This window comes from Pseudomonas sp. BF-B-26 (assembly GCF_019956495.1).
Lineage (GTDB): Bacteria > Pseudomonadota > Gammaproteobacteria > Pseudomonadales > Pseudomonadaceae > Aquipseudomonas.
Window position 1 is genome coordinate 1 of sequence record NZ_JAHBDP010000116.1, and the last position, 25,535, is coordinate 25,535.

Annotated in this window: 26 protein-coding genes; 22 read left to right on the forward strand and 4 right to left on the reverse strand. The window is 56.2% G+C overall.

Going from position 1 to position 25,535, the window contains the following annotated elements; genetic code table 11:
- The 7 genes from KGB03_RS26400 to KGB03_RS26430 all read left to right on the forward strand — a co-directional run.
- Positions 1-995 (forward strand): bacteriophage T4 gp5 trimerisation domain-containing protein (locus tag KGB03_RS26400; protein WP_411740369.1); only part of this gene is annotated, 995 nt, incomplete at its 5' end.
- A gap of 14 nt (positions 996-1,009) precedes the next feature.
- Positions 1,010-3,196 (forward strand): phospholipase D-like domain-containing protein, encoded by a 2,187-nt coding sequence (locus KGB03_RS26405; protein ID WP_223530004.1) that lies wholly within the window; start codon positions 1,010-1,012, stop codon positions 3,194-3,196.
- Positions 3,177-4,049: a tetratricopeptide repeat protein gene (locus KGB03_RS26410; RefSeq protein ID WP_223529964.1), complete on the forward strand. Its 873-nt coding sequence runs from the start codon at positions 3,177-3,179 to the stop codon at positions 4,047-4,049. The genes KGB03_RS26405 and KGB03_RS26410 overlap by 20 nt, the downstream gene beginning before the upstream one ends.
- Complete coding sequence (locus tag KGB03_RS26415) at positions 4,036-4,902, forward strand: tetratricopeptide repeat protein (RefSeq protein WP_223529966.1); 867 nt, start codon at positions 4,036-4,038, stop codon at positions 4,900-4,902. The genes KGB03_RS26410 and KGB03_RS26415 overlap by 14 nt, the downstream gene beginning before the upstream one ends.
- A complete protein-coding gene (locus tag KGB03_RS26420) occupies positions 4,889-5,755 on the forward strand; it encodes a tetratricopeptide repeat protein (RefSeq protein WP_223530000.1) in 867 nt (288 codons plus the stop codon). Before KGB03_RS26415 ends, KGB03_RS26420 begins: the two co-directional genes overlap by 14 nt.
- Positions 5,742-6,608: a tetratricopeptide repeat protein gene (locus tag KGB03_RS26425; protein WP_223529968.1), complete on the forward strand. Its 867-nt coding sequence runs from the start codon at positions 5,742-5,744 to the stop codon at positions 6,606-6,608. Before KGB03_RS26420 ends, KGB03_RS26425 begins: the two co-directional genes overlap by 14 nt.
- A gap of 118 nt (positions 6,609-6,726) precedes the next feature.
- The gene (locus KGB03_RS26430; RefSeq protein WP_223529970.1) at positions 6,727-6,942 is read left to right on the forward strand and encodes a DUF1328 domain-containing protein; all 216 of its coding nucleotides are present in this window, start codon (positions 6,727-6,729) and stop codon (positions 6,940-6,942) included.
- A gap of 48 nt (positions 6,943-6,990) precedes the next feature.
- On the opposite strand, the gene KGB03_RS26435 is transcribed toward KGB03_RS26430, so the two are convergent.
- On the reverse strand, positions 6,991-7,377 hold the full coding sequence (locus KGB03_RS26435) for a DUF6124 family protein (RefSeq protein WP_223529971.1): 387 nt from the start codon (positions 7,375-7,377) through the stop codon (positions 6,991-6,993).
- Between the two features lie 387 nt (positions 7,378-7,764).
- On the opposite strand from KGB03_RS26435, the gene KGB03_RS26440 reads away from it, so the two are divergent.
- The 15 genes from KGB03_RS26440 to KGB03_RS26510 all read left to right on the forward strand — a co-directional run bounded on the left by KGB03_RS26440 (position 7,765) and on the right by KGB03_RS26510 (position 20,496).
- Positions 7,765-9,042 carry a hypothetical protein gene (locus tag KGB03_RS26440; protein ID WP_223530002.1) on the forward strand — a complete coding sequence of 426 codons (1,278 nt, stop codon included), beginning with the start codon at positions 7,765-7,767 and terminating at the stop codon, positions 9,040-9,042.
- A 109-nt stretch (positions 9,043-9,151) separates the two neighbouring features.
- Entirely contained in the window at positions 9,152-9,640 is a 489-nt protein-coding gene (locus KGB03_RS26445) for a cell division protein (RefSeq protein ID WP_223529973.1), read from the forward strand.
- Entirely contained in the window at positions 9,633-11,075 is a 1,443-nt protein-coding gene (locus tag KGB03_RS26450; RefSeq protein ID WP_223529975.1) for a TIGR01777 family oxidoreductase, read from the forward strand. Before KGB03_RS26445 ends, KGB03_RS26450 begins: the two co-directional genes overlap by 8 nt.
- A gap of 9 nt (positions 11,076-11,084) precedes the next feature.
- Positions 11,085-13,535 carry an alpha/beta fold hydrolase gene (locus tag KGB03_RS26455; protein WP_223529978.1) on the forward strand — a complete coding sequence of 817 codons (2,451 nt, stop codon included), beginning with the start codon at positions 11,085-11,087 and terminating at the stop codon, positions 13,533-13,535.
- Positions 13,536-13,906: 371 nt separating this feature from the next.
- Positions 13,907-14,755, forward strand: a complete 849-nt coding sequence (locus KGB03_RS26460; RefSeq protein ID WP_218536585.1) for a tetratricopeptide repeat protein — start codon at positions 13,907-13,909, stop codon at positions 14,753-14,755.
- 2 nt (positions 14,756-14,757) lie between these two features.
- The gene (locus KGB03_RS26465; RefSeq protein WP_134098738.1) at positions 14,758-15,513 is read left to right on the forward strand and encodes a lysozyme inhibitor LprI family protein; all 756 of its coding nucleotides are present in this window, start codon (positions 14,758-14,760) and stop codon (positions 15,511-15,513) included.
- 84 nt (positions 15,514-15,597) lie between these two features.
- Positions 15,598-15,825, forward strand: a complete 228-nt coding sequence (locus KGB03_RS26470; RefSeq protein ID WP_223529980.1) for a hypothetical protein — start codon at positions 15,598-15,600, stop codon at positions 15,823-15,825.
- Positions 15,826-15,852: 27 nt separating this feature from the next.
- Positions 15,853-16,197 carry a hypothetical protein gene (locus KGB03_RS26475; protein ID WP_223529982.1) on the forward strand — a complete coding sequence of 115 codons (345 nt, stop codon included), beginning with the start codon at positions 15,853-15,855 and terminating at the stop codon, positions 16,195-16,197.
- A gap of 129 nt (positions 16,198-16,326) precedes the next feature.
- Positions 16,327-16,767 carry a hypothetical protein gene (locus KGB03_RS26480; RefSeq protein ID WP_134098458.1) on the forward strand — a complete coding sequence of 147 codons (441 nt, stop codon included), beginning with the start codon at positions 16,327-16,329 and terminating at the stop codon, positions 16,765-16,767.
- Between the two features lie 236 nt (positions 16,768-17,003).
- Positions 17,004-17,333: a hypothetical protein gene (locus KGB03_RS26485; RefSeq protein ID WP_223529984.1), complete on the forward strand. Its 330-nt coding sequence runs from the start codon at positions 17,004-17,006 to the stop codon at positions 17,331-17,333.
- A 24-nt stretch (positions 17,334-17,357) separates the two neighbouring features.
- Positions 17,358-17,786 carry a hypothetical protein gene (locus tag KGB03_RS26490; RefSeq protein WP_223529987.1) on the forward strand — a complete coding sequence of 143 codons (429 nt, stop codon included), beginning with the start codon at positions 17,358-17,360 and terminating at the stop codon, positions 17,784-17,786.
- On the forward strand, positions 17,783-19,510 hold the full coding sequence (locus KGB03_RS26495) for a tetratricopeptide repeat protein (protein WP_223529989.1): 1,728 nt from the start codon (positions 17,783-17,785) through the stop codon (positions 19,508-19,510). Before KGB03_RS26490 ends, KGB03_RS26495 begins: the two co-directional genes overlap by 4 nt.
- Positions 19,507-19,788, forward strand: a complete 282-nt coding sequence (locus KGB03_RS31235) for a lysozyme inhibitor LprI family protein (protein ID WP_223529991.1) — start codon at positions 19,507-19,509, stop codon at positions 19,786-19,788. Before KGB03_RS26495 ends, KGB03_RS31235 begins: the two co-directional genes overlap by 4 nt.
- Complete coding sequence (locus tag KGB03_RS26505; RefSeq protein ID WP_223529994.1) at positions 19,785-19,949, forward strand: hypothetical protein; 165 nt, start codon at positions 19,785-19,787, stop codon at positions 19,947-19,949. The genes KGB03_RS31235 and KGB03_RS26505 overlap by 4 nt, the downstream gene beginning before the upstream one ends.
- A 163-nt stretch (positions 19,950-20,112) precedes the next feature.
- Positions 20,113-20,496, forward strand: coding sequence for a hypothetical protein (locus KGB03_RS26510; RefSeq protein ID WP_038980709.1), 384 nt, complete (start codon positions 20,113-20,115; stop codon positions 20,494-20,496).
- Between the two features lie 313 nt (positions 20,497-20,809).
- On the opposite strand, the gene KGB03_RS26515 is transcribed toward KGB03_RS26510, so the two are convergent.
- From KGB03_RS26515 to KGB03_RS26525, 3 genes are all read right to left on the reverse strand, one after another.
- Positions 20,810-22,210 carry an aminoacyl-tRNA deacylase and HDOD domain-containing protein gene (locus tag KGB03_RS26515; protein ID WP_223529996.1) on the reverse strand — a complete coding sequence of 467 codons (1,401 nt, stop codon included), beginning with the start codon at positions 22,208-22,210 and terminating at the stop codon, positions 20,810-20,812.
- A 78-nt stretch (positions 22,211-22,288) separates the two neighbouring features.
- Positions 22,289-24,364: an ATP-dependent DNA helicase RecG gene (recG, locus tag KGB03_RS26520; protein WP_223529998.1), complete on the reverse strand. Its 2,076-nt coding sequence runs from the start codon at positions 24,362-24,364 to the stop codon at positions 22,289-22,291.
- A 9-nt stretch (positions 24,365-24,373) separates the two neighbouring features.
- Positions 24,374-25,303, reverse strand: coding sequence for a hydrogen peroxide-inducible genes activator (locus KGB03_RS26525; protein WP_008150125.1), 930 nt, complete (start codon positions 25,301-25,303; stop codon positions 24,374-24,376).
- Positions 25,304-25,535: the final 232 nt, after the last annotated feature.

Genomic DNA, 25,535 nt, shown 5'->3' on the forward strand with positions numbered 1-25,535 from the left:
GGTGCCTGTATCACAAGGAAAATCAGGTTCCGTACGACCTGCCGGCGAACAAAACCCGCACCGTATTCAAAACCCTCAGCTCCCCGGGGGGCGGTGGGTTTAATGAATTGCGGATTGAAGACAAGAAGGGTGCCGAGCAGATCTTTATTCATGCCCAGCGCGATTGGGATGAAAACATTGAGCATGATCAGAAGATTCGGGTCGGCAATGAACGGCATGACACGGTGGAGAAGAACACCTACACCGAGCTGAAGGCTGAAGAACATCGCACCACGATTGCTGATCGCAAGGTTGAAACGCGGCTGGATGATCACCTGACGATTGGGCAGAACCAGCATGTGAAGTTGGGGACTGCGCAGCTGACTAGTGTTGGGAAAGAGATTCATCTGAAGGCTGGGGACAAGATTGTCATCGAAGCCGGGATGGAGCTCACCGTGAAGGCGGGTGGGAGCTTTATCAAACTCGACGCTGGCGGGATTACGGTGGTTGGGCCGGTGGTGAAAATTAATGCCGGTGGGTCTGCTGGGAGTGGGACTGGGATTGGGATTAAGCCGCCGGTGCTGCCAGGGGCGGCGGATAAGGATAAGGCGGGGAGTTTGATGGATCAGGCGTTAGCCAATCCTATGAAGGAAGCGCCTCCCGGACAGCTGCGTCTGCGCATTGCGCCTTTGCCGAACATGTCCGGTTATGCCGATGAGCCCTATCAGCTTTATGCGGATGGCGCGCCGATCAGCAAAGGCTTCAGTGATGAGCAGGGCAACGTGGTGTTTCAGCACATTCCCGGTACCCGCAACTATGTCGTGGAAACCGTCAACGGCCATCGTTTCAGCATGGACATGAGTGAAGAGTCTACCGACCAGACACGTCACCGTACTGAACGGCTGGGACGCGAAGGCTACCGTGATTTTCCTGAGGGAGCGGCGTCATTGGAAGCCGCGAATATCGGCGATGTATTCCGCCAATTGTGGGCAGATCAAAGTGAGCCGAAGGCGTAAATGGAGTTACTTGAATGACCTACCTCGATCAGAAATTATCGCTTTCGGTTGAAGAAAGCGCAGCGACCCTGAGTGCTGACTGGTTCGCGCACAAAAATCATCCGCTGAGCCCTCCACGCCCGGCGGGCAACATTGTCACTCCGCTGGTGTGTGGGGAGGAAGCGTTCGGCAAAGTGTATGAATGCATACAGAAGGCCAAGCGCAGTATCGACCTCATCAGTTGGGGGTTTGACCCGGGTTTACGCCTCAATCGCGGCTCAGCTGACAGTCTTAGTCTCGGCGAACTGCTCAAGAAAAAGGCTAATCAGGGTGTGGAAGTCCGCGTACTGATCTGGAATAACCGACTGGCCCAGCTCGGGGAAAACTCGGTCATCGGTGAAGGCTGGAACGGTTCCGGCGGAACGTCGATGGGCTCGGGCATGACCCAGGGCCAACCTGCGGACACTAGCGGGCGAGACGCCAAACGCCAGAAGCTCCTGCAAAAGCAGCAGGAAGAGCAGACAAAGCTGGCCAAGCTTTCGCCAAGCGACGAGAGTGGCAGACGCGCCGCACGTGACAAGTTGATCAAGATCCAGATTGACCTGGATGCGCTGGACAGCGGCTACACCAAGGGCAGCGATTCGGGCGGAACAGTGCAAGACCCGAACGAGCAGATCAAGACGCGTGACTGGCACCGCTGGGTACACAGCAGTGAGGCACGCAACATCGAATTTCGCACGCGCGACTTCAACTGGGCGGGCGAACTGACCTACGACGACGAAAACGGCTTGCGGGTCCATTACGGGCGTCTTGCCATTCTGTGGCGGTTGATGAAAAACGAGTCCCCGGATGTGCCTTTTATTCAGATGCTCGCACTTGGCCTGTTCCCCAGCCATCACCAGAAAACCCTGGTGATCGACTACATGGACCCGCAAACGGCCGAAGGCTTCGTCATGGGGCACAACCTGCAACGCAACTACTGGGACACCACCGAGCATGCCTTCGACGACCAGACTGGCAAGCGCGACCAAGGCTTCGGACCCTGGCAGGACCTCTCCCTGCATGTGCGTGGCCCGGTGCTGTTCGACCTCAACCACAACTTTTGCAATGCGTGGGACAAGGGCACCAACTGGATAAAACGTGCCTTCACCGGCACGTTGATCGACCAGCGAAAAGTGATCAAGCCATTGAGCCTTATCTGCAATGGCGGTGAACCTGCGCAAATCTGCAGAACCCAGCCAGAAGAAGGGCCGGAAACCACCATTCTCGAAGTGTATGAAAAGGCACTGGGCAACGTGCACCAGTACGCCTACATCGAGAACCAGTATTTCCGCTACAAACCCTTGGCCGAACGCCTGAAAAAGACCGCGGCCGACTACACCGCCGCGGGCAAGCTTCAAGACCTGTACCTGTTTGTGGTGACCAACAACCCGGAAAGCGGTCACTTCTCAAGCACCACTCACGAGACGCTGGATACCCTCGGGCAAGGAGAGCTGATGCCCTTGGCTCACCGCGATCTCAAATACGACCAGCGCCAACTCGCCCTCCGCGAACGTGAATTGACGGCCCGTCCCAGCTCACCTCAGCGCGATCGGGACCTGGCAGACGTGAAAGCGCAGATGGCCAAGGAGAACATCGACTCCAGCCGCGCCGACGACCTGATCGAAACGGACCCCAACAAGCACTACAACCAGGCAGCGGCGCGTGAACTGGAACCCGAACTGATCCCGCCAAAGGGGCTCAAAATCATCGTTGCCACGCTGGTCAGCTGCAAGGACGGCGGCGCTCCGGTGGTCGCAAAAACCAGTACAGAGCGGCAAACGGATAAGGCCATCGAAGAACACCTTGGCCCTGAACAGGGCACGGCGCAGTACAAGTCGATTTATGTGCACAGTAAATTGCTGCTGGTTGATGATCTGTTTTTCACTCTGGGCTCCGCCAATATCAACTTACGCAGCTTGCAGACTGACTCTGAATTGAACATTGCCATGCCTAGTCCGAAAACGACGCGGACTTGGAGAGAGCGGTTGTGGGCGATGCATTCGGGGAAGGCGGTTAAGACGGAAAAAGGAACGCTAGTCGAAAATATTGCGGTCGATTATGAAACTTGGGATCGGGTGGTAACGAACAATTGGGAAAAACAAAAGAAGCAGTTACCGCTGGTTGGTAATTTGGTCAGGTTTTGGGATTTGGTGACGCCTTATGCAAAAGCTGTTGATTAACTCAGTATTCACTTTGTTTTTATCTCTAACTGGAGCTGTAGCCATGGCTGACGACTTTAAATGTACTCATGAGCTAAACACGGCTCCACCTCTGGATCAGCAAGCGGATCAACTGTTTAAGGACGCTCGTTCTATTAGTAAAGAGCGTCTGCCTGATTGGTCACAAGTAGCGCGACTGTATGAACGGGCTATAGAAAAAAACCACTGGAAGGCGATGCACAATCTCGCGGAGTTATATTTGCGTGGAGATGGAGTGAGCAAAGATACCAATAAGGCAATTGACCTCTACATGAAAATGATCAAGTTGGAGGTGCCGCTGGGTTATTACGATATGAGCGTAGTGACTCAGCGGGGAGTTGGGGTTGTGCAGTCTGATAAAGACGCTATGCTTTTTTTGATCAAGGCAGCAGATCTCGGAAACCCACAGGCACAAACACAGATCGGGTATATTTATATATACGATAAAAACAAAGACTCTTTGGGGCTTAGATACCTTAAGTGTGCAGATGAGCAGGGCTATTCAGATGCCACTTACAAGCTGGCTTCGTATAACAGTAATATAGACGCTAATTATCCTGTTGCTATGCACTATTATCAGCGTGCGGCAGCATTGGGTATGCGCAAAGCTGCGTTGGCAATTGAAAGTACTTTTATGGATGGGGATTTCGGTTACGTAAAAAATGAGACGTTGGCGAAAGCATATAGCAATATATCTAGCCAGCTTTACAAAAATCCAGATCTGCGCTTTCCCAATTTAGCGAAGGACTATCCACTGCCGCCACACCCTGTTCAGGGCTATCACGGCGATAAAGATATCAACTGGAAACCCACCGGACGCGATGACGATTATTAAAGCGACGTTGGCCGCTGCTTTATTAAGTGTCAGTGGGCTTGTTGTGGCTGGCGAATTCAAGTGCTTCCATGAACAAGAAACTGCTCCGCCTTTGAATCAACAGGCGGAGCAGTGGTTTCAACAGGGACGTGCTATCAGTAAAGAGCGTTTGCCAGACTGGCCAGAAGTCGCCAAGTTGTATCAGCAAGCAGTGGCGAAAGACCACTGGAAGGCCATGCATAATCTGGCAGAGTTATATTTGCGCGGTGATGGTGTGCTGAAAGATACCAATAAGGCTATTGATCTTTATATGCGGATGGTTGATTTGAAGGTCCCTCTAGGTTATTACGATATGAGTGTGATGACGCAGCGTGGGGTAGGCGTTGTGCAGTCCGATAAGGATGCTATGTTGTTTCTTGTTAAGGCTGCCGATTTGGGTAGTCCGCAGGCTCAAACCAGGATTGGCTATATATATATATATGATAATAAAAAATATGCTGTTGGACTTGGGTATTTAAAGTGTGCTGAAAAGCAAGATTATGCGGATGCAGCTTACAAACTGGGGTCGTATTATGAAGTTGTGGATGAAAATTATCCTGTTTCCATGCACTACTACCAGCGTGCTGCTGCTCTAGGAGAGCCAAAAGGGGTAACGGAAATAAGAAATGTTTTTGAACAAGGGCTGAACGGTTATCCGAAGAATGCCAAATTAGCGAAAGTCTATGATGATATATCGAGTCGCTTTTACCGTGATGCTGATCTGCGGTTGCCCAATTTAGCAAAAGACTACCCACTCCCACCGCATCCTATTCAGGGCTATCACGGTGATAAAGATATCAACTGGAAACCTACTGGGCGTGATGACGATTATTAAAGCATTGCTGACTGTGGGCTTATTAAGTACCACTGGACTTGTTGTGGGCGGCGAATTCAAGTGTGTCCATGAACAAGATACTGCCCCGCCTTTGAATCAACAGGCGGAGCAGTGGTTTCAACGGGGACGCTCTATCAGCAAAGAGCGCCCTGCAAACTGGACGGAAGTTGCTCGGTTCTATCAGCAAGCGGTAGAGAAAAAACATTGGAAGGCCATGCACAATCTCGCCGAGCTTTATTTGCTCGGCGACGGGGTTGTCAAGGATACAAATAAAGCTATAGACCTATATATGGAGATGGTGAAGTTACAGGTTCCCTTGGGTTATTACGATATGAGCGTTATGACCCAGCGTGGTGTTGGAGTAGTGCAGTCCGAAAAAGACGCCGTCCTTTTTTTGCTTAAGTCCGGAGACATGGGGAGCCCAATAGCGCAGGTCAGGCTGGGAGATATGTACATTTACAACCTGAAAAAATACCAGCTTGGAGTTTCATATTTACGGTGCGCAGCGCTTCAGGACGACGCAGAGGCAAATTATGAATTGGGTAACTACTATGAGTTGGTGGATAGGAATTACCCCGTGGCAATGCATTACTATCAACGCGCTGCTTCCTTGGGGGAGCGTAAAGGCGCAATGGAAATCAAGGATACATTTCGCGAAGGTAAGTTTTCTTATAAAAAGGATGAGAGGCTAGCCAAGGCGTACTACGAAGTGTCGAGCCAATTATCAAAAAATCCTGAACTTCGTCTTCCCAATCTAGCCAAAGATATTCCTCTTCCACCAAATTTGGTTCAGGGTTATCACGCCGACAAAGATATCAACTGGAAACCTACGGGGCGTGATGACGATTATTAATGCGTTGCTGATCGCGGGTTTATTAAGTGCCAGTGGGCTTGTTGAGGCCGACGAATTCAAGTGTGTCCATGAACAGAATACTGCCCCACCTTTGAATCAACAGGCGGAGCAGTGGTTTCAGCAGGGACGCTCTATCAGTAAAGAGCGTCCTGCAAACTGGGCTGAAGTTGCTAGGCTCTATCAGCAGGCGGTAGAGAAAGATCATTGGAAAGCCATGCATAACTTGGCTGAACTTTATCTGCGTGGGGATGGATTGGATAAGGATACTAATAAAGCTGTCGATCTATATAAGGATATGGTTAAGTTGCAAGTGCCGCTAGGTTACTATGATATGAGTGTGATGACTCAGCGTGGTATCGGTGTAGTTCAGTCTGATAAAGACGCCATGATGTTTTTGCTAAAAGCTGGAGATATGGGTAGTTCACTGGCGCAAAATAGGCTGGGCAAAATATACATATACGAATTAAAGAAAATTAAACTTGGGGAGTCTTATCTGCGGTGTGCTGCACATCAGGATGATGCGGAAGCGAACTATGAACTTGCTGCATATTACAAAATAGTTGATAGAAATTACCCTGTCGCCATGCATTTCTATCAGCGTGCCGCTTCTCTCGGTATGAAAAAAGGCGCACTGCTGATTGAAAATACGTTTACGGATGGCGAATTTGGCTATGCAAAAAATGAAAGAGTAGCGAAAGCTTATAGCAATATCTCTAGTCAGCTATATAAAAATCCAGATCTGCGGTTTCCTAATTTAGCAAAAGACTACCCACTCCCACCGCATCCTATTCAGGGCTATCACGCCGATAAAGACATCAACTGGAAACCCACGGGACGTGATGACGACTACTAATCCTGCAACGAAATGAGAGACTCTGCGTCAGAAAAAAGCATCCCGCTCAAACTAGCGGTGCACAGGTTTTCGACTCAAGCATGTCCATGAGGGACTCGACGAATGAAGGAGCACTGTAATGCGTAAAACCTTGGGGATTTTGGCGGCTGTGTTGTTAGCCCTTTCGATATTCAGTGCAGTGCTGGGGTTGGGGGGGATCGCTGCCGGAGCGACTGGCAGCGGAGGCATATCCAGTGGCCTTGATGTTGCTTTCACCGTGGCCTGGGTGCTGTTTGTCTTGAGCTTGTTAAGCGGCGTAGTCGCTATTTTTTGGCCGAAAGACAGTCGTCCGTAGAGCGGGGGCAGGATGGGTTTTTAGGCTGAACCCATCCCCCCCTGTTTGCTATTTCGCGTTGGCGCGATGCTCCGCCGGATCCGGCGAATCAATATGGTCCAGCGCTCGCTCCACTAACAGATGCACGCCGACCGCCATTCTGCTGAGTGCCAGTGCGACGGAGCGGCGTGAGCCTTCTACGCTGTCGGCCAGGTCGGCGGCGATGGCGCTGATGGACAGCAGGTCTTCCGAGGCGTTGGCCAGGATAGTTTCGGTATGGAGGTCGGGAGCGACGATGAAGAGGTCGCCATTGCGACGTTTAGGTTTTTTATCCGCAGGTGTGCCGAGGTGTAAATCTAGGGCGCGCTCGGCGGCTTCGTGGAGTTTTTTGGAATCGAGGGATTCGTAGGGGGATGTGTCTTCGTGTTCGGGGGGATTCGGTGTTGGCTTGATCATAGGAGTAATACCGAGATTTAGGAGCTAACACCGTTTCGCTTGCTTCGAAGGAGGTGGCAGCTGTGCATAGGTGTGCAAGACCGACTCGGTAAACCGGCAGACCCGGAGGTCTCCCACACACAGCTGCCATAACGATTCGCGAGCATAAGAAAACGCCCGATGAATAGCCATAACCGATTGCATGCCGAGGCGGACTTGCACGTCCGTGTCACCGATTTTGCGGCGACCACCAGAGACTATCGGTGATGCCGAAGACTGCCTAGTTCATGAACAGCCCCGCGTATTGAAGGAAATGTCCGAGGGTGTCGAAGTCAATGTCTGCGGATGAGCAGGCATTTTTAAACACGACACCTGAGCAGGTTAAACGAAGGTTTTTGAGTGATTGACATGGATTGTTTTTTGAAGATAAGCGGCTACCCAACGGCGCTGGTGGCCAGTGCTGTGCTGAGCGTGCTCCTGGGTGGCGCGGATGCGTTCGCTGAGGATCAACCTTGTCCGTTCGACGTGACTCAAACAGAACTGAAGGTCGCAAGCTGCGTTCAGGAAGGGGGCGTGGACATACAAAAGCTGATACCGCGTCACCAACCTGACTACGCCAACCCATTCGACAATCTCCCTACCGTCATTGTGAGCGGGAAAAACCTGCAGGACATTTTGGCGGTAGTCGGAATCGACAATGCACATCGTTACAACAAGTTGATCGAACTGCCTGACGCTGAAGGAATCATGGAGTTTTCGGACGCTGCGGCGACAGCAAAAGCGTCGATGAAGCAACAAGGCTGGAAGCTGTTGGACATGAAAAACGTCATTTACCCTGGCCCGGGGGGTGTCGAAGGATTCGGATTAATTTGCAGCACGCTTCAAGCAGAAACAACGAAGGGTTTCATTGTTGTTTCTCAGTGCAACACCTTTTATGAAAGTGAAATCTCAAGCCTGAAAAAGATCCTTTCCTCGATCACCTGCGACCCCCCAAAAAGTGAAGCCTTCCCAGCGCTCCAGACAGACTCAGGGTCTATCGTTTTCAACTTCGCCAAACTGCCCGAAGACGAATCCCAAGCCTCCGACGACGTCGCCATCGACATGGATTTCGTCAATTGTGCTGACGGTTCAAAAAAGAACATCGCCGGGCTGCCGTTTTTGGCGGCCACGGGGGCAGTCAAAGCGGCTTTCTTTGCAGCGGCTAAACCCGGGGCGGAGCCTGAGTTAATCATCATTCATGCCGTTGGAATCAGAGCCGATACGGGCGTTAATTATTTGGGCGATTACTACACCGTTCACGCATATGCCCGTACGGCGACGGCTTATGTCAGAGATGAACAACTGTCGAATTACTTCGGTAACGGCGGCGATATTGCGCACGATCCCGAGTCGGAGGAGTTGATCTACACGTTCCCGTATAAAACCGCCGAGGACATTGTCGCCAAGCTCAATTCCACCGCCTATAAACACTGGGCTGCGGGGGACGAGGTGAAGCTCACGATCAACAAAAAGACCCCGATTTACAGTTCACCTGTTCTAGCCGACGTGACGAAGATGTATTTGATCAAGGGCGATTCGGTGTTGCAGGAAGGGGTCGAGGCCGGGTGGCTGAACATCACGTTCAAGACCCCCAAGGGGAAACAGATTCGCGGCTGGGTCCAGTGCGGCGATGCCGCTGGCTGTTAGTCGATTCTGCGTTCGAAAAGTCAGAGGCCAGACGGGCTCCGTGATTAATCACTAAGTCCTGCGTTTTCCTTTAGACTTGCCACCCTCAAGGAAGCGCTCAGGACACGGAATGTCAGTCCCCTCTAATACCCTTCGCTCTGTGCTGGTGGTTTGGCTGTACGCCGCCGCCCTGGTGCATCTGCTCGTCAGCCTCGCGCTGACCTGGGCCGGCCATTCGGGATTACTCGACGGTTACCTACAAACCATCGAACAAGCCTTCTGGGCAACCGACGCCGTCCCCATCGCCGCCCGTGCCCAACAAGTCTGGTGGCTCGCCTTATTCGGCGCCACGCTGCAAAGCTACTCCCTCTACATGCTCGCCCTCGTGCGCATCGGCCATCGACTGAGAAGTCCCATGGCGTGGGGCTGGTTAATCGCCGGCATCGTGCTCTGGGCGCCGCAAGACATGTGGGTCTCCGCCCAGGCTCGCGTCTGGTCACACCTGTGGTTCGACAGCCTCGCGCTGCTCACCCTGCTGCCGCCGCTGTTCTGGCTCTATCGCCATGAGCGCCGCACCGCCCCTTCAAACAACACGCCGAGTGACGCCAACCATGCCTGATTTTTCTCCCCTGGATTGGGCGGTCGCGCTGCTGATTGCCCAAGCCATTCTCGGGGCGCTGGATACCCTCTATCACCACGAACTCACCGTCGCGTTGCCTTATCGGCACAGCGCTCGGCTGGAGTTGTCGATCCACGCGCTGCGGTCGTGTTTCTACGGGATTCTGTTTCTGGGCATGGCGCATCTGGCGTTTCAGGGCACATGGGCGATTGTGATTGCGTTGCTGTTCGCACTGGAGATCGGCCTGACTCTGTGGGATTTCGTGGTCGAGGATCGCAGCCGCAAACTGCCGGCCATCGAGCGGATCATGCACACCGTGTTGGCGGTGAATGGCGGGGCGTTTTTTGCCTTGTACGGGGTGCAACTGGCGCAGTGGGCGAGTCTGCCGACGGGCCTGAGCGCGATCGATTTCGGCTGGCGCGGCTGGTTGCTGACGCTGTTCGCGGTCGGCGTGACGGCCTCGGGCATTCGCGATGGATTGGCGGCGCTGCGCATGCAGCGCGAAGGCAAGCCGTCGAACCCGTTCGCGGGCGGCGCTTATAAGCGCGTGCTGGTGACCGGTGGCACCGGGTTTATCGGTGAAGTGCTGGTCAATCAATTGCTCGACGCCGGTCACACCGTCAGCGTGCTGGCTCGCGATCCGTTGAAAGCGGCGTATCTGTTTGACGGTCGCGCCCGGTGCCTGCGTTCCTTGAGCAAACTGGGCTACAACGAATCCTTCGACGTGGTGATCAATCTGGCGGGTGCGCCGGTGGCGGGTCCGCGCTGGAGTGCCAAGCGCCAGGCGCAACTGATCGCCAGTCGGGTCAACACCACCGAAGCATTGATGAGCTGGCTGAAGAATGCCCGGCATAAACCGGCGCTGTGGGTTCAGGCCTCGGCCATCGGTTTTTACGGCGTGCGCGATGCCAGCGAAAGCCTTGATGAACGCGCCAGCAAGGGTGACGGATTCATGGCTGAGTTGTGCGCAAAGTGGGAAGCCGCCGCACAACCGGCCACTGAGTTGGGTGTGCGTCAGGTGGTGCTGCGTTTGGGTGTGGTGTTCGGCCCGGGCGGCGCGTTGTTGCCGTTGCTGATTCCGTTCCGCCTGGGGTTTGGCGGGCGGATGGGCGATGGCCAACAGATCATGAGTTGGGTGCACCGCGATGATGTGATTCAAGTGATCGCCCGCGCATTCGCCGACGACAACCTGAGCGGCACCTACAACCTGGTGGCGCCGGACGCGGTCAGTCAGGCGGTGTTCGCCGAGCGTGTCGGCAAAGTCTTGAAGCGCCCGGTGTGGTTCCACATTCCGGCCACACCGGTACGCGCACTGGCGGGCGAAATGGCGCAGTTGTTCTTCGACGGTCAGCGCGTAGTGCCCAGCCGTCTGACCGAGGCGGGTTACACGTTCCGTTACCCGACCCTCGACGCTGCCCTGCGCGATCTGGCCTGAGGACTACCCATGAGCAAGCCCCTGATGTACCTGCTGGCCGGCAACGGTGGTGCCGCCGATTGGTGGGATGACGCGTTGCCGCACTTTCAGCGCTATCAGGTGGTACCACTGGAACTACCAGGCTTCGGCAATAATCCTCAAGCCCCGTGCGAAGACCTTGCCGCCTACGCTCAGGCCCTGGTGACGGCGACCGTCAAAGGCAGCGCGATCATGGCGGTCGGGGTGAATGCGTTGCTGGTGTTGCATGCGCTACAACGTCAGCCGGGGCACTTTTGCCGCAGTGTTTTGTTGGCGCCGGTGGGGGCGTTTTTGTGGCAACGACGGCTGCCGGCGTTGATGTCGCCGCTGCCCATTCGCAAAACCATTCACTGGCTGCTGTCGAACAAGCCCACGCTGTTTGCGCACAAGTTTTCCAACCAGGCCTGGACGCCCGCGCAGTACGAGCGCATGGGCGCCGGCTATGCACGCTGCCGCGCGTTTGTGCCGCACTGGGACCTGGTGCGGGCGGACACCGCGTTGCCATTGCTGGAGTGGATCACCGATCCGGTCGAGTTGGTCTGGGGCGATCAGGACAATGTGCTGGGCATCGAGCAGGCCGCAGCATGGTCGGCGATTCTGGCTCGCGCTGATCTGACTATCAGCCTGAAAACCGGTTGGGGGCATTACCCATGGATCGACTCGCCCGTCGAATTTGCCGCGTGGCTGGAGTCGGGTGAGTGCGGATTCGTCGCCCACACCAAGGGCGGGCGTTTGCGTCTGGCCGAGTTGGCCGGGCAAGCGGTGCCGCCAGCGCTGTCACTCAATGACTGCGATGATTCACGCTTGCCGGCGTTCCTCGCCAGCCAACCGGGCGCCACGTGGGCGGTGCGTTCCTCCAGTTACGGCGAGGATCAGGCCGATGCGGCGAATGCGGGTTTGAGCACTACGTTCCTGCGCGAATCGACTTCGAACGTGCCGGCTCGTATTACCGAATTGAGCGCCGCGGGTGTTGAAGAAGTGGTGGTGCAGCGTTTCATCACACCGCAGCTGTCCGGCATCGCTTTCGTGCGTCACCTGTCGGTGGAACTGGAATGGGTGGAAGGGCATCTTGAGTCACTGGCCGATGGTCAGGTGAGTCCCGAACGCGCAATCATTTCCCGCCTCGGCGCCTCCTGGAGCAGCGACACCTTCAAGCCTTCACTCGGCTTGACCGCTGACCTGTTGTGGCGCTTTCTACAAGACGTTTTGCGGGTCTTTCACTACGTGCCTGGCGACGTTGAATGGGCTTGGGACGGCACTCAACTGTGGCTGCTCCAATACCGGCCGATCAGCGACTACGGCTGGCGTCGGCACCTGACCGCCGCCAACATCGCCGAAATCCTGCCGCCGCAACCAAGCCGCTTGGTGGAGTACGCCCAGCGACGTGCGGCGGCGAGTATTCCGGCGATCATGGCGCGTTGGGATTCGCGCGTATTGCAGGATAACGAGCCGTTCACCGCTGTGTTTGGCGGCGCGTCGTACATCAACAACGATCTGTTTCTCGCCCGATTGGCCGACTGGGGAATCTCTGCCAGTAGCTACGCCGGTGAAGTCGGCGGCGCGACCCCGCATCTGCCATGGCGACCGCTGCGTTTAATGCGTTCGCTGCCACTGTTCCTAAATATGCAACGCATCGCGCGCGGGCATTTGCTGACGTTGGAAAAGCGTTTGCGCCGCTTCGACGAAGAACTGTCCGAGCTGATTGCCCAAGGTGCCGACGGCCAGCAACTGGCCGACTGGTTCACCCGGTTTTATGTGTTCGTGGTGCAAGGCAATCTTTGCATCGCCACCTCGCTGGCGAGCAGTGGCGGCGACCTGCTGGGGCGACCGCCGACCGCTTACGACGACCTCGAAAACAGTCCGCATCGACTGCCCTGGGAAACCGATCCGGCCACGCCACGCCCAGCCCCAACCGATCTGCCGTTAAAGGCTTTTCCGCAATGGGCTGGATTTATCCGCGTGGCCCATTCGACCGGCCTGCCGGGTCTGCGCGGCTACTATCTGCAAGTGCGAGAGTGGTATCGCGACAACCTGATGCGAGTGTTCTTCCGCCTGCACCACGCCATGCCGATGGCCGACCGAGCGCACTGGTTTGGACCGCATCCAGACATTCGAACCCGCGACGGCAGCTTCTGGCAGGACGGCCGTGAAGGCACTGAACAAGCGATGGGTTTCATGATTTATCCGGGGCGGGTGCAAGGCATTCTGGGGGACGACATTTTGCTTGAAGACACCCTGGACCCCGGACGTCACGCGCACTACCAAGCCGCGCGGGCGGTGATTGCGCGTATGGGCGGGCGCTTGTCGCATGGCTCGACGTTGTTGCGCGAACTGCGCAAACCCTCGGCGGTGATACCGCAGGTTGATCCGGCGTGGATGGGGTATGAGGTGTTGTATCGCGATGGTGAGTTGGAACTGATGAATTCGAAGGATATGAATTGAAACCTCGATACCTCCACGGGTTGCTGTCTGGTTTGTTCGCGCTTGTTCATACGGGCCACGCCGTTTCCGCAGATTCCGTGATGGTCGGCAATGCGACAGGCCAATCTCCGGTTGTTCAAGGGCCAGTCGAAGCCTCGATCGACATGACGTCGTGCCGTTTTCGGTGGATTTATCGAAATTCCATTCATAGCCGTTCAACGTCTGAGCTTGCCAAAAGTGAGGTGTGCTGGATGGACCGAGCAGCTGTTTTGCTGCGACAAACACCAGATCGCGCGAGTCGAACTGCAGCCATTGATCTTGCGAAAGCAAAGCGTATGGCATCACGAAGAGGCAGCTGCAATCGGAAAGCCTTGCAGTGAAAAGGATCGTCTATGGCCAGCCTTAAGTGGGTGTTGATGGTCGGTAGTCTGTTTGTCGTCGCCAGTGCCTTTGCCGAAGATCCGCCAATAGTTGGTATCGATGGGCGCACAGTGACGTTTCGAACGACCAAATGGACGATGCCCGGTGTGGAGTCGGCGACCGCCTGGTTCACCGCAAACGGCAAAACCTTCCCACTCTTCGGCTCCGACGTTGGCGCCGAGGGGCACTCCGACTGGCTCAGTCCTGACAAGAAAACCTTGTTGCTCGACCCGGTGAGCTTCGGCATGTTGTCGGTCGAGAATGATGAAGAAAAACTGGTGTCGCAACAGCATTGCGATGTGATCTCGATGGAGACCGGTTGCGTGCTGGCTGAGCGTTCTGCCAGTTTTTGTGTCGGTAAATGGGTGGGCAATCAGTGGGTTTCCAACGACGGCGAAGTGTTCAATCCCGCCCTGGAGACGAAGCCCCCAAAGGACTTGTTGAGGCATGTCGTGGACATCGAGCTGGCGCAGTCCCGTGCGGAATCCATCGAATGGAGCCTGAGCTTTTTGAGTCCGGAGTCCTACATGGCGTGTCATCCCCCGGCGCAAAATGTTCAGGCGTTCAACGACCTGGGTTTTTACCTGGCCGAGGGCGGTAACGATGAGTTTGCGCTGAAGTTTTATCGTGGCGTTGAGGCGGTCGGCAAGCGCACGGTGTTGATGTTGAACATGGCTGATTCGCTGTGGCGACTTGATCGAAAAGAGGAAGCGCGGCGGTATTACAGCGAGTACCGCGAAGCGATGAGTGCCGCCGGCAAGATACAAAAAATTCCACAGCGAGTCGTCGAGCGATCCGTAAATCAGGGACTGAAAAATTGAACATGTTTATCCGGCTTGTCGCGTTGTCCTTTGGACTTCTGTCCGCTTCATTCGCGTTCGCTGACGATAATTGCAGAGTGATCTCTTCAAGTGCGCAAGTCGATCAATGCGCCGAAACCGCTCGCAAGGATGCCGACGCGAAACTCAATGCCAGCTACAAAAAACTGATGGCGCGATTTGAGGCTCAGCAAAAGCGTGATCCGGAACAAGGGAAAGCGTTCATGGCTATTGCCAGAGATTCCCAGCGGGCCTGGATCAAGTTGCGAGACAACACTTGCCCGCTTGAAGCCACGGATATCGAGCCTGGTACAGCGGCGCATGCCACGACGATCAATAACTGCATTACCAGAATGAGTTTGGAGCGTGCCGTTTATCTGGACGGGATCGTGACGGATAGGTCGGGCGACTTGCTCGATCTTAACAAGGTGTTTACGGCGGGCTCACAACGCTACGATGATGTTGTGGCTCGCTATGTGACTACCTTCGGCAGCGTTTGCCTCAACGTCCAGATCCTTGCGCCTGACGGGGGCTGGAGAGTGCTGTCATTTGCGCGGTTCTGCAGCTTTGACGGTAAATCGTTTTGGGATGGTTATTCCTATGCCGGGTTCGAAAACCTTGAATTTCATGCGGACGGGTTGCACGTGACGCTCAGCTTGTCGGAGCTTCGTGGCAATGGTGAGGAGCGTCGTGCCTGTGTGATTCCGATTCAGGATTCGCAAATCAAAGAGCTGAAATGCGGCCCGCCTGAATCCATGTAAGTACAAGCAAAGATATGAATTGTTCGATTCGTGTATCACCAAGGAAGGTAGCTGAAATTGGAAAGGCTTTTCAGGTATGTCTGCGTGCTCGGACTCATGGTTGGCTTACCAACTCAACCGGCATCGGCAAGCGACCCGCAAACCATTGGTGAGCTGCATCCGCCTGTAGTGGCTTCCGTGGGCGATCAAAAGATCATGGTGTTCTTTTTGAAGAACAATCTGAAAGATCAGGTGACAGAGGTTCACGTTCCTGACACCGAAATTTTCTACTCACCAGTTAACGCAACGAAGCCAACGCTGAACTATGTGTGAAAGCTGGAAGATGAGCAGGTTGTATCGGTGTTTTTCTACGAGCGAAAGACCCCGGAGCGGGCGGGGAAATCCATGTTTGTGCTGGGGAAAAGCAAAGAGTCGTACATTAGTTTCGAGGGCTTTTCCTATTCAGTATTAGAGCTGCCGCTCATTAAAAACGGCGACCAGTTGTCTTTGAAGTTTTTTCGCGGTGATCCGCCAGATCCTGAATGGCAGGACTGTCGCGACGGTCGAGATCTGGAGAAGGGGGTAGACGTGGTATGCGCTTACAAGGACGCGGCGAGTATTAAAAAGCGTTTGGCAGCACTTGATGGAAAGGCTGTTGCAGATCAAAAACTGGAGCCCGGTCGTCGCATTGGGATACAACAGTGACCATGGCACGTAAGAGGCTTTCGGTCGTAACGCTGACGGACACTGCTACGTGGTTTTTCGTCTGTTCAGTGAACACTCCGCCTATTGCGCCGTACGAACGCTTTCAGTTACCCATGAACCGCTAAAGGAATGAACGGTTTGAAATCTTTGTCTGTGTTTTTTATTGCGTTGTTGCTCCTCTGTCCGCTGGCGGCTCACAGCGAAGTCACAACGGAGGTCTATTGCTTCCGATCGCAGGAAGGCAAAAGCATCAATTTTGAGTTCAGAACCTATTACGACTCGGTCGCCAAGTGGGGCGGCGCGGGAGTTAAGTACAGCAAGTCAAAGAAAGCCATTTCTCTAGTCCATCGAAGCACCGAGCAAGAAATCCTGGCAGAGGATCGGCCCTATGAATTCACGACAACTTGGGTGGAGGTTTCCGAAGGGGCGCTGACGGGTGAGTATGAGATGGTCAGTCAGGGGGCTCGGATCTATGGGATGACCTACACGAATTACAAATCCGGTAAGAAGTATTCGTTCGATCAAGATATCAGCATGGAGGCGTCACTAGAGACAGGCTGTCAGTGGTGAGTCGAGATAATTGAGTAAGGGGACCGAAGCCTCTTTGGAGAAAGGCTGCCAATGGGAATAATCGGTTTGCTGAGGAGTTACAACATGAAAGGACTGCCGATTTTATGGGGCTGCATCCTGGCCGGTGCAGCCTCTTTATCTTTCGCCGCCGATCCATCCTTCACGGACTTCACCGTCACCGAAGTGTTTGCCGGTCCAAACAACGCCCTGGCGCCCAGGAAAACAGCAACCAATGGATGGATGAAGTGCGATCACAAGCCCTCGCTGGCAAGGTCAATTTCGCCGGGCACTACGTTCTGCACAGGGAGGGCTGTGGTGGCAGCACGATGTGTGTCGAGGTGCTGGACGCGCAGGCGGGCGAGGTCGCGACGGGGCAGCCCAATGCCAACGACGGCAACTTGCTGACGCTGTCTTACCAGCCCGACAGCAACTTGATCATCGTCTCCGGCATCACCGCCAATACCGAAGAAGACATGAAGGGTAAACGGCTGAAGAACCGCGACCGAACTCGCTATTACGAGTTTGTGAACAACGAATTCCGGCTGTTGAAAATCACCGATTCATAAGCGATTTGGCAAAGGGAGTTGTCTTTGAAAAAGGTAGTGATGCTGATGTTGTTGGCCTTCCCCAAATTCGCTCACAGCGACGTGGAAACGGAAATTTCCTGTTTTCGATCCCAGGAAGGCAAGGACATAAAGTTGGAGTTCAGGATCTACAGTGATCAGACCGCCAAGTGGAGCGGGGCGGGGGTCAAGTATGGGACGTCCAAAGAGTCGATCCCGCTTGTATTAAAAAGTACCGAGCAAGAAGCAATGTCCGACGGCCGACCTTTTCAATCCACCACTACCACCACGTGGGTCGAGGTCGTTGGCGGCGCAGTCACGGGCGAATATGTCATGGTCCGTCAAGGGGCGCTGATTTACGGCATGGCGTACACCAATGCCAAAAGCAAGAAACACTATGGGTTTGAGCATCACCCGCAGATTGAGTCTTCTCCCGAGAAGGGGTGTCAGTGGTGAAGCTGTATACCTTGAAGATTTCAATGTTCCTGATGGCGCTAATGAGTTTTGGCGCTGGCGCCGCTGAGTTTGTTTTTCCACACGCAACGATCTGTGAGCCTTACGGCAAGACGCCCGGCAGTTGTTCCATTGCCTTGAATGCAGACGGCTATATTTTAGATGCCCGCTCAGGAAAGCGACTGTTCGACGACGCGGAATATACCGGCGCGATGTTTACCAACGCGCTGTATCGATCCGGAAGGCAGTACATCCTGGACAGTGAGAACTACTCTTCGGCTAAATCGCACCGTTGGGTGGTTTTCAGCTATGACGGTAAAGAGATCGTCCTGAACCATATCTATATTTTTTCCTTGGATATCTCTACACAGATTGGCCCGTACTGGCATGGCTATGACTGCCGTCCGGCCAATGCGAAGTTGGTTGCTGGCGCGGGGCAGGGGCTTCTGGATTCCGCCATCAACACCTTTTGCAAGGACGTTGAAGCCAGCGTGGTAACGGTTGCGGATCAACCCCCAGCATCTTCGGCCACCGGTTCGTTGGCGGTCAGTGTCCCGGTGTACAGCGACGGGCAACGCAATGGCGCGGCAACTTATGTGTTCGAGGGGACTGACGAGCCTGAGTTTCTGAAGATGGCGTGTGATTCCGGCTGCGCGCTTCCCTTGAAAGAACCAGTTTCGCTGAGTACGAGTGAGGTCGCGCAGCCGAGTTCCAGCGCCCATCAGCCAACGGTGATCAAACAGCAACAGGCCAGTTTATTGGGTGATGCATCCCGTCAAAACGTGTCTGTGCTGTCCGGTGATGCTGGGGCAGACTTCCGCCGCCTGCAGATCACACCTGAACACGGCACCGGTGACGACATCCTGCTGGATACCTCCAAGGCATTGCCGTTGATCAAGAGCCAATACTCGTCGGCCATGAGCGATATCTTCAGCGTCAACATAATCAACAACCCGGCTGGCGTGCTGAAGGTCATCGATATGCAAGGCGAGTCCGTGTCGGTCAAGCAGTCTTCTGCCGAAGCCGGAAACGCCCTTGTGCTGGTCAGCAGCGAAGAAGATAACGCCGTTTATAACTTCAACCTGGTGTTTCGCTACAACAAAAGCTCCAGGCAGTTCGAGCTGAAAAATGTATTGCAGGTCGTCAACAACGAGTCCTGTGATCACTCGGTTGTCAGTGTCGAAGAAGTACCAAAAAGCCTGATCGGTGAAATGTCTTTGGCGTCTTTCGATGGACGCAAAGTGTTTGAGCGGTTGTCTGACTTGCGCATTAAAGCTGCCAGCGATTACAAAAAATTGATGATGACTGACGTCGCGGAACAGCTCGACAAGGCGTTGGGGCTGTATCGAAAAGGGCAGACCGAGGCCGTTTCGACGGTGATGGCGAATTTCCTGATGGATGGAGGCAGCGGTCACTGTTATCCGGACAGCTACATCGCGCAAAAGTATGACTTCGCCCAATCGCCGGGCTGGTCCAACGACCTGGGGTTTCTATTCGGTGAAACCGGCTATTACGCAGAGTCCGCTGAGCTGTTGAACGCGGTAGTTACCAGAAACCCCACCCGCACCGTGGCCTATCTGAACCTCGCAGACAGTTACTGGGGCCTGAACAATAAAGCGCTGGCGGCACAGGCTTACAAGCGGTACGCCTCGTTGATGACCGACGCGGGCAAGGTATCGAAGATTCCCACGCGAGTGGCTGAGCGTAGCAATGGAGTGGTGGAGTGAACGGAGGCAAGAAGCTGTTTTTGATTTTCGCGGGCGTGGTCTTGGCTGCGGCCATGGCCACGGTTTTCGCCCAGCCCAACTGCAATCTCGACAGTTTGGAAACGCCTGATTTGCTGATGTGCAGCCAGCAGACTTTCGATTCACTCGACGTGGCATTGAATGCCCAATACAAAAAAGCGCTGGCCAGCTTGTCCCCGGACGACAAGCAATTGTTGGTGGATGTTCAGCGCAGTTGGGTGAAGTTCAAGGAGGGATGGTGGGCAAAGACAACGCCATGACGCTGGAGGCAGCGGCAGAACGGTTGGGAGGCGAGGCGTTGGTTGACCCGATTTGGCAGCATTACGTGGATGGCCACTGTGAAATGGCCTTCGGTCTGTTTCGAGAAGATCTGGAGTTCTGTGGGCAGCGCATGCATTTTCAGTTGCCCATCAATCGTTGATCGTGGGCTAAATAGGCGTTGCTTCGTCAGTTGAAAAGCGTGACTTGGCAGTCATTGACGCCAAAAACTGCATCATCTTCTGCAAACACAAGCCAATAGTGTCGTTATCGTCTGAAGCCGCTACACTGCGCCGGCCGTTCATTTTTCTCTTGAGGCTGTGCGCATGAAATTTCGTTTTCTTCTGTGGATGCTGGGTTTGTTGATGGGTAAGGCCAGTCGGACTAATCCTGCGTTTCAGCAGCAGTTGGGTGACAAGGAGCTTGTATTCCAATTACAGACCCTGGACGGGAAAGTGGCGCGGCATTTCTTTGTGAAGGATCAGCGCATCACCAGCAAATCCGGCGTGTATGCCGAACCTGCGTTTGCGATTGCCTTTAAAGACGCGGCGTATGGCTTTGCCACGATGCAGGCGAAGAACAAGCAGTTGGCGTTTATGACGGGGATTCAGGACAAGTCGATTCAGATCAAGGGCAACCCGGCGTTGGTGATCTGGTTCCAGGGGTTGACCAAGTATTTGAAGCCGAGGAAGGCTAAAGCCAAGGCTTGAGGTTGATGATTAACCCTGTGGCGAGGGGGCTTGGCGAAGCGTCGCACCGCCCCGTTGGGCTGCGAAGCGGCCCTGAAGCCAGAGACTGGGTTGTATCAGGCGTACCGTGTTGGTTGGGTTTGCGACTGCTGCGCAGTCGAACGGGGATAAATCCCCTCACCACAGGGGGTGTGGTGATTCAGAGATACCGAGTTGGATTCATCGCGAGCAGGCTCACTCCTACAGGGGCGTTTGGTGAATCAGGTAGATCGGCGGGGGATTCTTCGCGAGCAAGCCCGCTCCCACATTTGACCGAGTGTGGGAGCGGGTTTTTTTAGGCCTGTGTGAATTGCGAAGCCAGTTCGCGCAGCAACACTTCAGCCTCAAGCACTTTGCTGACGACGTCGTTGGCTTTGTCACGCGTCAGTCCCACACGCTCCAGCAAGGCGTCCGGGATGTCTTCATCCGGCCCAGACCCAATCCCGCGGCTACGCAGCAAACGCACCGCCAGGCACACGAGGTTCGGGTACTCGGCGTAATCGCCGTCGTAGCTCGGGTCGTGCTGGAAGCGCAGCGCGGTGGCCAGCTCTTCGGGCATGTCCCAGTAGCGCATCAGCCACGAGCCGATCTGTTCACGGCTGATGCCCAGCAAGTGTTGCTCGACGTAGCTGTGGCACAGGTGCGGGTTGACCTCCAGGTGGCGGCAGATCAGCGAGAAGTGCGGCGGGAACACGTGGGCCAGCAGCAAGTAGCCGAAGTTGTGCAGCAGGCCGGCGAGGTAGGTCAGGCCGGCTTCCGGGCGCTGGGCGCGCGGCATGGCGCGGGTCAGGCCTTCGATGACGGCAGCGGTGTAGATCGATTGCTGCCAGTACGGCGTGGTGTGTTGCGGATGGTCTTTTGGCAGGCTCAGGGTTTTGCCCAAGGCCAGGCCCAGCGCGAGGTTGATCACCAGGTCGAAACCCAGCACCCGCACGATGGCGTCTTCCACTGAGCGAATCTTGCCCGGCGACGCGTAGTACGGCGACGCTGCCCAGCTCACGACTTGTGCGGCCAGGGCCGGGTCGGTTTCGACGACGCCGGTGATGTCGTCGATGGTAGCGTTGGGGTCAACACGCAGCTTGATGATCTTTTGCGCGGTCTCGGCCAGCGGCGGAATCTCGATGGTCTCTTCCAGGCGCTGCTGGATGCGCCGCGCGGTGAACGCTTGAACGGCCTGGGTGATTTCCTCGCGGTCATCGTGGGGGCGGTCGAGGTTCGGGCGAATGCTGGTCAGCGCTTCGCCGAAGTTGGCGGCGCTGGCCTTGGTCAGCATGCTCTTGAAGTCTTCGCTGGTGATCTCCAGCAACACGCCCGGCTCGCCCGAGTTGATCAGCAACTTCGGCTCGCGCAGCAGGCTTTCTTCATACAGGCACGGTGTGCTGGTGAGCGCCGGCATGCCGGGCAGCAGGCTCAGGTTGTGTTTGCCGAGCATTTTTACCAGCCGCTCGGTCGACACGGCGGTGAGGCGGCGGCCGGTCAGTTCGGCGAGGCTATTGAGGTCCAGCAATTGGTTCTGCGGGAACAGCACCATGAGCGTGCCCACGGCGTCATCGAGCAGAACGGCCTGCACTTTGCGTGCGGCGTTCAGGCCGTGGTGGTCGAGGACATCTTCGTAGGCGATACCCAGTTTGCCCAGCATCAGCCGAATAACCGACGGAGCGTGCGGGGTGGCGGGTGCGAGGGCAACTTCGGTCATGGTCTGTATCCGTTTTAAAACAATGGCAGGAGTATAACCAGCTTGCTCAGAACGGTGGTTCAGAAACTGCGACGGTGCTCACACTTGGCCGTATTGCTGCCCATGACGTAGCCAGCGGTCGAGCAACGGGCTGACGTGATCCGGCCAGCGTTCCAGCAGCGCCTGGGCGGCGTCGCGCACGGCGGGCAGCAGATCGGCGTCGCGCATCAGGTCAGCGACCTTGAATTGCAGCAGGCCGGTCTGACGCGTACCGAGCATTTCGCCGGGGCCGCGCAGTTCGAGGTCTTTTTCGGCGATGACAAACCCGTCGTTGGTTTCGCGCATGATGCCCAAACGCTGACGACCGATCTGTGACAGCGGCGGATGGTAAAGCAGCACGCAATGACTGGCCGCGCTGCCCCGACCCACACGACCGCGCAACTGGTGCAATTGCGCAAGCCCGAGGCGTTCCGGGTTTTCGATGATCATCAGGCTGGCGTTGGGCACGTCGACGCCGACTTCAATCACCGTGGTGGCGACCAGCAGTTGCAGGTTGCCGGCCTTGAATTCGGCCATGACCGCGGCTTTTTCGACGGGCTTCATGCGACCGTGGATCAACCCGACCTTCAGCTCGCCGAGGGCGGCGGTGAGGTCTTCGTAAGTGGTTTCGGCGGCCTGGCAGGTCAGCTCTTCCGACTCTTCAATCAGCGTGCACACCCAATAGGCCTGACGCCCTTCGGCACAGGCGCCGCGCACCCGCTCGATGACCTCGACGCGCCGGGTATCGGTGATCAACACGGTGTTGACCGGGGTCCGGCCGGGCGGCAGTTCGTCGAGGATCGAGGTGTCGAGGTCGGCGTAGGCGCTCATGGCCAGCGTCCGGGGAATCGGTGTCGCGGTCATGATCAGCTGATGCGGACACATCCGCCCACCGACACCTTTCTGCCGCAATGCCAGCCGTTGCTGCACGCCGAAGCGGTGCTGTTCGTCGATGATCGCCAGTGCGAGGTTTTTGAACTGCACTTCGTCCTGAAACAGCGCGTGGGTGCCGACCACCATCGGTGTGCCGTTGGCAATCTGCTCCAGCGCGGCCACGCGGTTCTTGCCTTTGAGCTTGCCGGCCAGCCACGCGACTTCGATGCCCAGTGGTTCGAGCCAGCGTTTGAAGGTGATGAAGTGCTGCTCGGCGAGGATTTCGGTGGGCGCCATCAGCGCCACTTGATAACCGGCCTCCAAGGCCTGGAGTGCGGCGAGGGCAGCGACCACGGTTTTACCCGCGCCGACGTCGCCCTGAATCAACCGCAGCATCGGCTCGTGCAGGCTCAGGTCGTAGGCGATTTCGTTGCCGACCCGTTGCTGAGCGCCGGTCGGAGTGAAACCGAGGTTGGCCAGATATTGAGCCGGCAGCCGGGTGGCTTTCGGCATCGCTGGCGCGCGCAGGGAGCGCATGCTCTCGCGCAGGCGCTGCTGGGACAGTTGATGGGTCAGCAGTTCTTCGAAAGCCAAACGGTGCTGCGCCCAGTGATGACCGAGGGCGAGTTCGTCGACATCGGCATCGGCCGGCGGGTGGTGCAGGTAGCGGATCGCATCGGCCAGCGGCGCCAATTGATAGTCCCGCGCCAGTTCGTTCGGCAACCAGTCGGGCAGGCTGGTGGGGCCGAGCATCGTCAGGGTCTGCATGCACAACTGGCGCAAGCGCTGTTGGGTCAGGCCTTCAGTGAGCGGGTAAACCGGGGTCAGGGTTTCGTCCACTGGCGGCGGCTCGTCGCCGGTGATGGCGCGGTATTCCGGGTGGTAGATCTCCAGCCCCGACGCGCCGGGCCGTGCTTCGCCGTAGCAACGAATGCGCGTGCCGCGTTTGAGACCTTCTTTCTGGGCGTTGCTGAAGTGATAGAAACGCAGACTGAGCCCGCCAGTGCCGTCCTGCAGGCGCACCACCAGGCTTCTGCGACGGCCCATGACCACATCGGCGCCGCTGACGGTGCCTTCGATCACGGCGTCTTGCCCGGGTCGCAAATGGCCGATCGGGACCACGCGCGTGCGGTCCTGATAGCGCAGCGGCAGGTGAAAAAGCACGTCCTGGAGATTCTCCAGGCCGACCTTGGCCAGCTTCTCGGCCATGGCCTCGCCGACACCTTTGAGTGCCGTCACCGACACTTGCGACAACTCGGTCATGGCAGCGACTTAGGCCGCAACCACCGGTGCTTGCGGCTTGGCCACCGAGCACAGGCGAATGGAGTCAGCGAGGATTTCAATCGCCTTTGGCCGCGGGAAGCTCGCGCGCCAGGCGATGGCCACGGTGCGGAACGGTACCGGCGGCGTCAGTGGGCGCACTTCGATCACGCCGGGGGCGTAGTGATGGCTGTCGACTGCCGACAGCGGCAGGATCGAGATGCCGAGGCCGGACGCAACCATGTGGCGGATGGTTTCCAGGGAACTGGATTCCACCGTGGTGTGCTTGGCGCCGTCGTTGCCTTTGGCCAGGGTCGGGCAGGCTTCCAGCACTTGATCGCGGAAACAGTGGCCTTCACCGAGCAGCAGCAGGCTCTTGTCGTTGAGCAGGGCGGCGTCGATGGATTCTTTTTGGGTCCACGGGTGCTGGGCCGGCATCAGGACGTAGAACGGCTCGTCGTAGAGCTGCAGGGTCAGCACGTCGGCTTCGTTGAACGGCAGGGCGATGATGATCGCGTCGAGCTCGCCGTTGCGCAGTTTGTCGCGCAGCACGTGGGTGAAGTTTTCTTCGATGTACAACGGCATCTGCGGGGCGACCCGGTGCAGTTGTGGAATCAGGTGTGGAAACAGGTACGGGCCGACGGTGTAGATGGCGCCGACTTTCAGCGGTGCGGTCAGCTGGTTCTTGCCGGCCTGGGCCAGTTCGCGGATGCCTTGGGCCTGTTCCAGCACTTTCTGCGCCTGGGCGACAATGCCTTCCCCGACCGGAGTCAGGCGCACGGCACTCTTGCTGCGCTCGAAAATCAGCACACCGAGTTCGTCTTCAAGCTTTTTCACGCCCACCGACAGGGTCGGCTGGCTGACATGGCAACGCTCGGCCGCGTGGCCGAAGTGCTGCTCTTGGGCGAGGGTAACGATGTAGCGTAATTCTGTAAGAGTCATAGCAAGCGTCCATGAAGTTGCGAGCCAAGCATACCGGCTGCAATCGATAGACGCACGTTATCAGACTGAGTGCGTTGAGTGACACAGGGCAAAGCAGGATTGCCGCTGACGGATATGCAAAAGGCACCTTTCGGGTGCCTTGTGGCGTTATTTCTGCGCTGAGGATCCTCTGTGGGAGCGGGCTTGCTCGCGAAAGCGGTGTGTCAGTCAAAGTTGATGTCGATTGTCACAC

Coding starts and splice junctions, on each gene's coding strand:
- KGB03_RS26450 (WP_223529975.1), top strand. CDS start 9,633: ATGCCTGATTTTTCTCCCCTGGATTGGGCGGTCGCGCTGCTGATTGCC.
- KGB03_RS26515 (WP_223529996.1), bottom strand. CDS start 22,210: ATGACCGAAGTTGCCCTCGCACCCGCCACCCCGCACGCTCCGTCGGTT.
- KGB03_RS26420 (WP_223530000.1), top strand. CDS start 4,889: ATGACGATTATTAAAGCATTGCTGACTGTGGGCTTATTAAGTACCACT.
- KGB03_RS26425 (WP_223529968.1), top strand. CDS start 5,742: ATGACGATTATTAATGCGTTGCTGATCGCGGGTTTATTAAGTGCCAGT.
- KGB03_RS26525 (WP_008150125.1), bottom strand. CDS start 25,303: ATGACTCTTACAGAATTACGCTACATCGTTACCCTCGCCCAAGAGCAG.
- KGB03_RS26485 (WP_223529984.1), top strand. CDS start 17,004: ATGGATGAAGTGCGATCACAAGCCCTCGCTGGCAAGGTCAATTTCGCC.
- KGB03_RS26460 (WP_218536585.1), top strand. CDS start 13,907: ATGGCCAGCCTTAAGTGGGTGTTGATGGTCGGTAGTCTGTTTGTCGTC.
- KGB03_RS26510 (WP_038980709.1), top strand. CDS start 20,113: ATGAAATTTCGTTTTCTTCTGTGGATGCTGGGTTTGTTGATGGGTAAG.
- KGB03_RS26480 (WP_134098458.1), top strand. CDS start 16,327: ATGAACGGTTTGAAATCTTTGTCTGTGTTTTTTATTGCGTTGTTGCTC.
- KGB03_RS26435 (WP_223529971.1), bottom strand. CDS start 7,377: ATGATCAAGCCAACACCGAATCCCCCCGAACACGAAGACACATCCCCC.
- recG (WP_223529998.1), bottom strand. CDS start 24,364: ATGACCGAGTTGTCGCAAGTGTCGGTGACGGCACTCAAAGGTGTCGGC.
- KGB03_RS26410 (WP_223529964.1), top strand. CDS start 3,177: ATGCAAAAGCTGTTGATTAACTCAGTATTCACTTTGTTTTTATCTCTA.
- KGB03_RS26405 (WP_223530004.1), top strand. CDS start 1,010: ATGACCTACCTCGATCAGAAATTATCGCTTTCGGTTGAAGAAAGCGCA.
- KGB03_RS26440 (WP_223530002.1), top strand. CDS start 7,765: ATGGATTGTTTTTTGAAGATAAGCGGCTACCCAACGGCGCTGGTGGCC.
- KGB03_RS26445 (WP_223529973.1), top strand. CDS start 9,152: ATGTCAGTCCCCTCTAATACCCTTCGCTCTGTGCTGGTGGTTTGGCTG.
- KGB03_RS26455 (WP_223529978.1), top strand. CDS start 11,085: ATGAGCAAGCCCCTGATGTACCTGCTGGCCGGCAACGGTGGTGCCGCC.
- KGB03_RS26505 (WP_223529994.1), top strand. CDS start 19,785: ATGACGCTGGAGGCAGCGGCAGAACGGTTGGGAGGCGAGGCGTTGGTT.
- KGB03_RS26415 (WP_223529966.1), top strand. CDS start 4,036: ATGACGATTATTAAAGCGACGTTGGCCGCTGCTTTATTAAGTGTCAGT.
- KGB03_RS26430 (WP_223529970.1), top strand. CDS start 6,727: ATGCGTAAAACCTTGGGGATTTTGGCGGCTGTGTTGTTAGCCCTTTCG.
- KGB03_RS26465 (WP_134098738.1), top strand. CDS start 14,758: ATGTTTATCCGGCTTGTCGCGTTGTCCTTTGGACTTCTGTCCGCTTCA.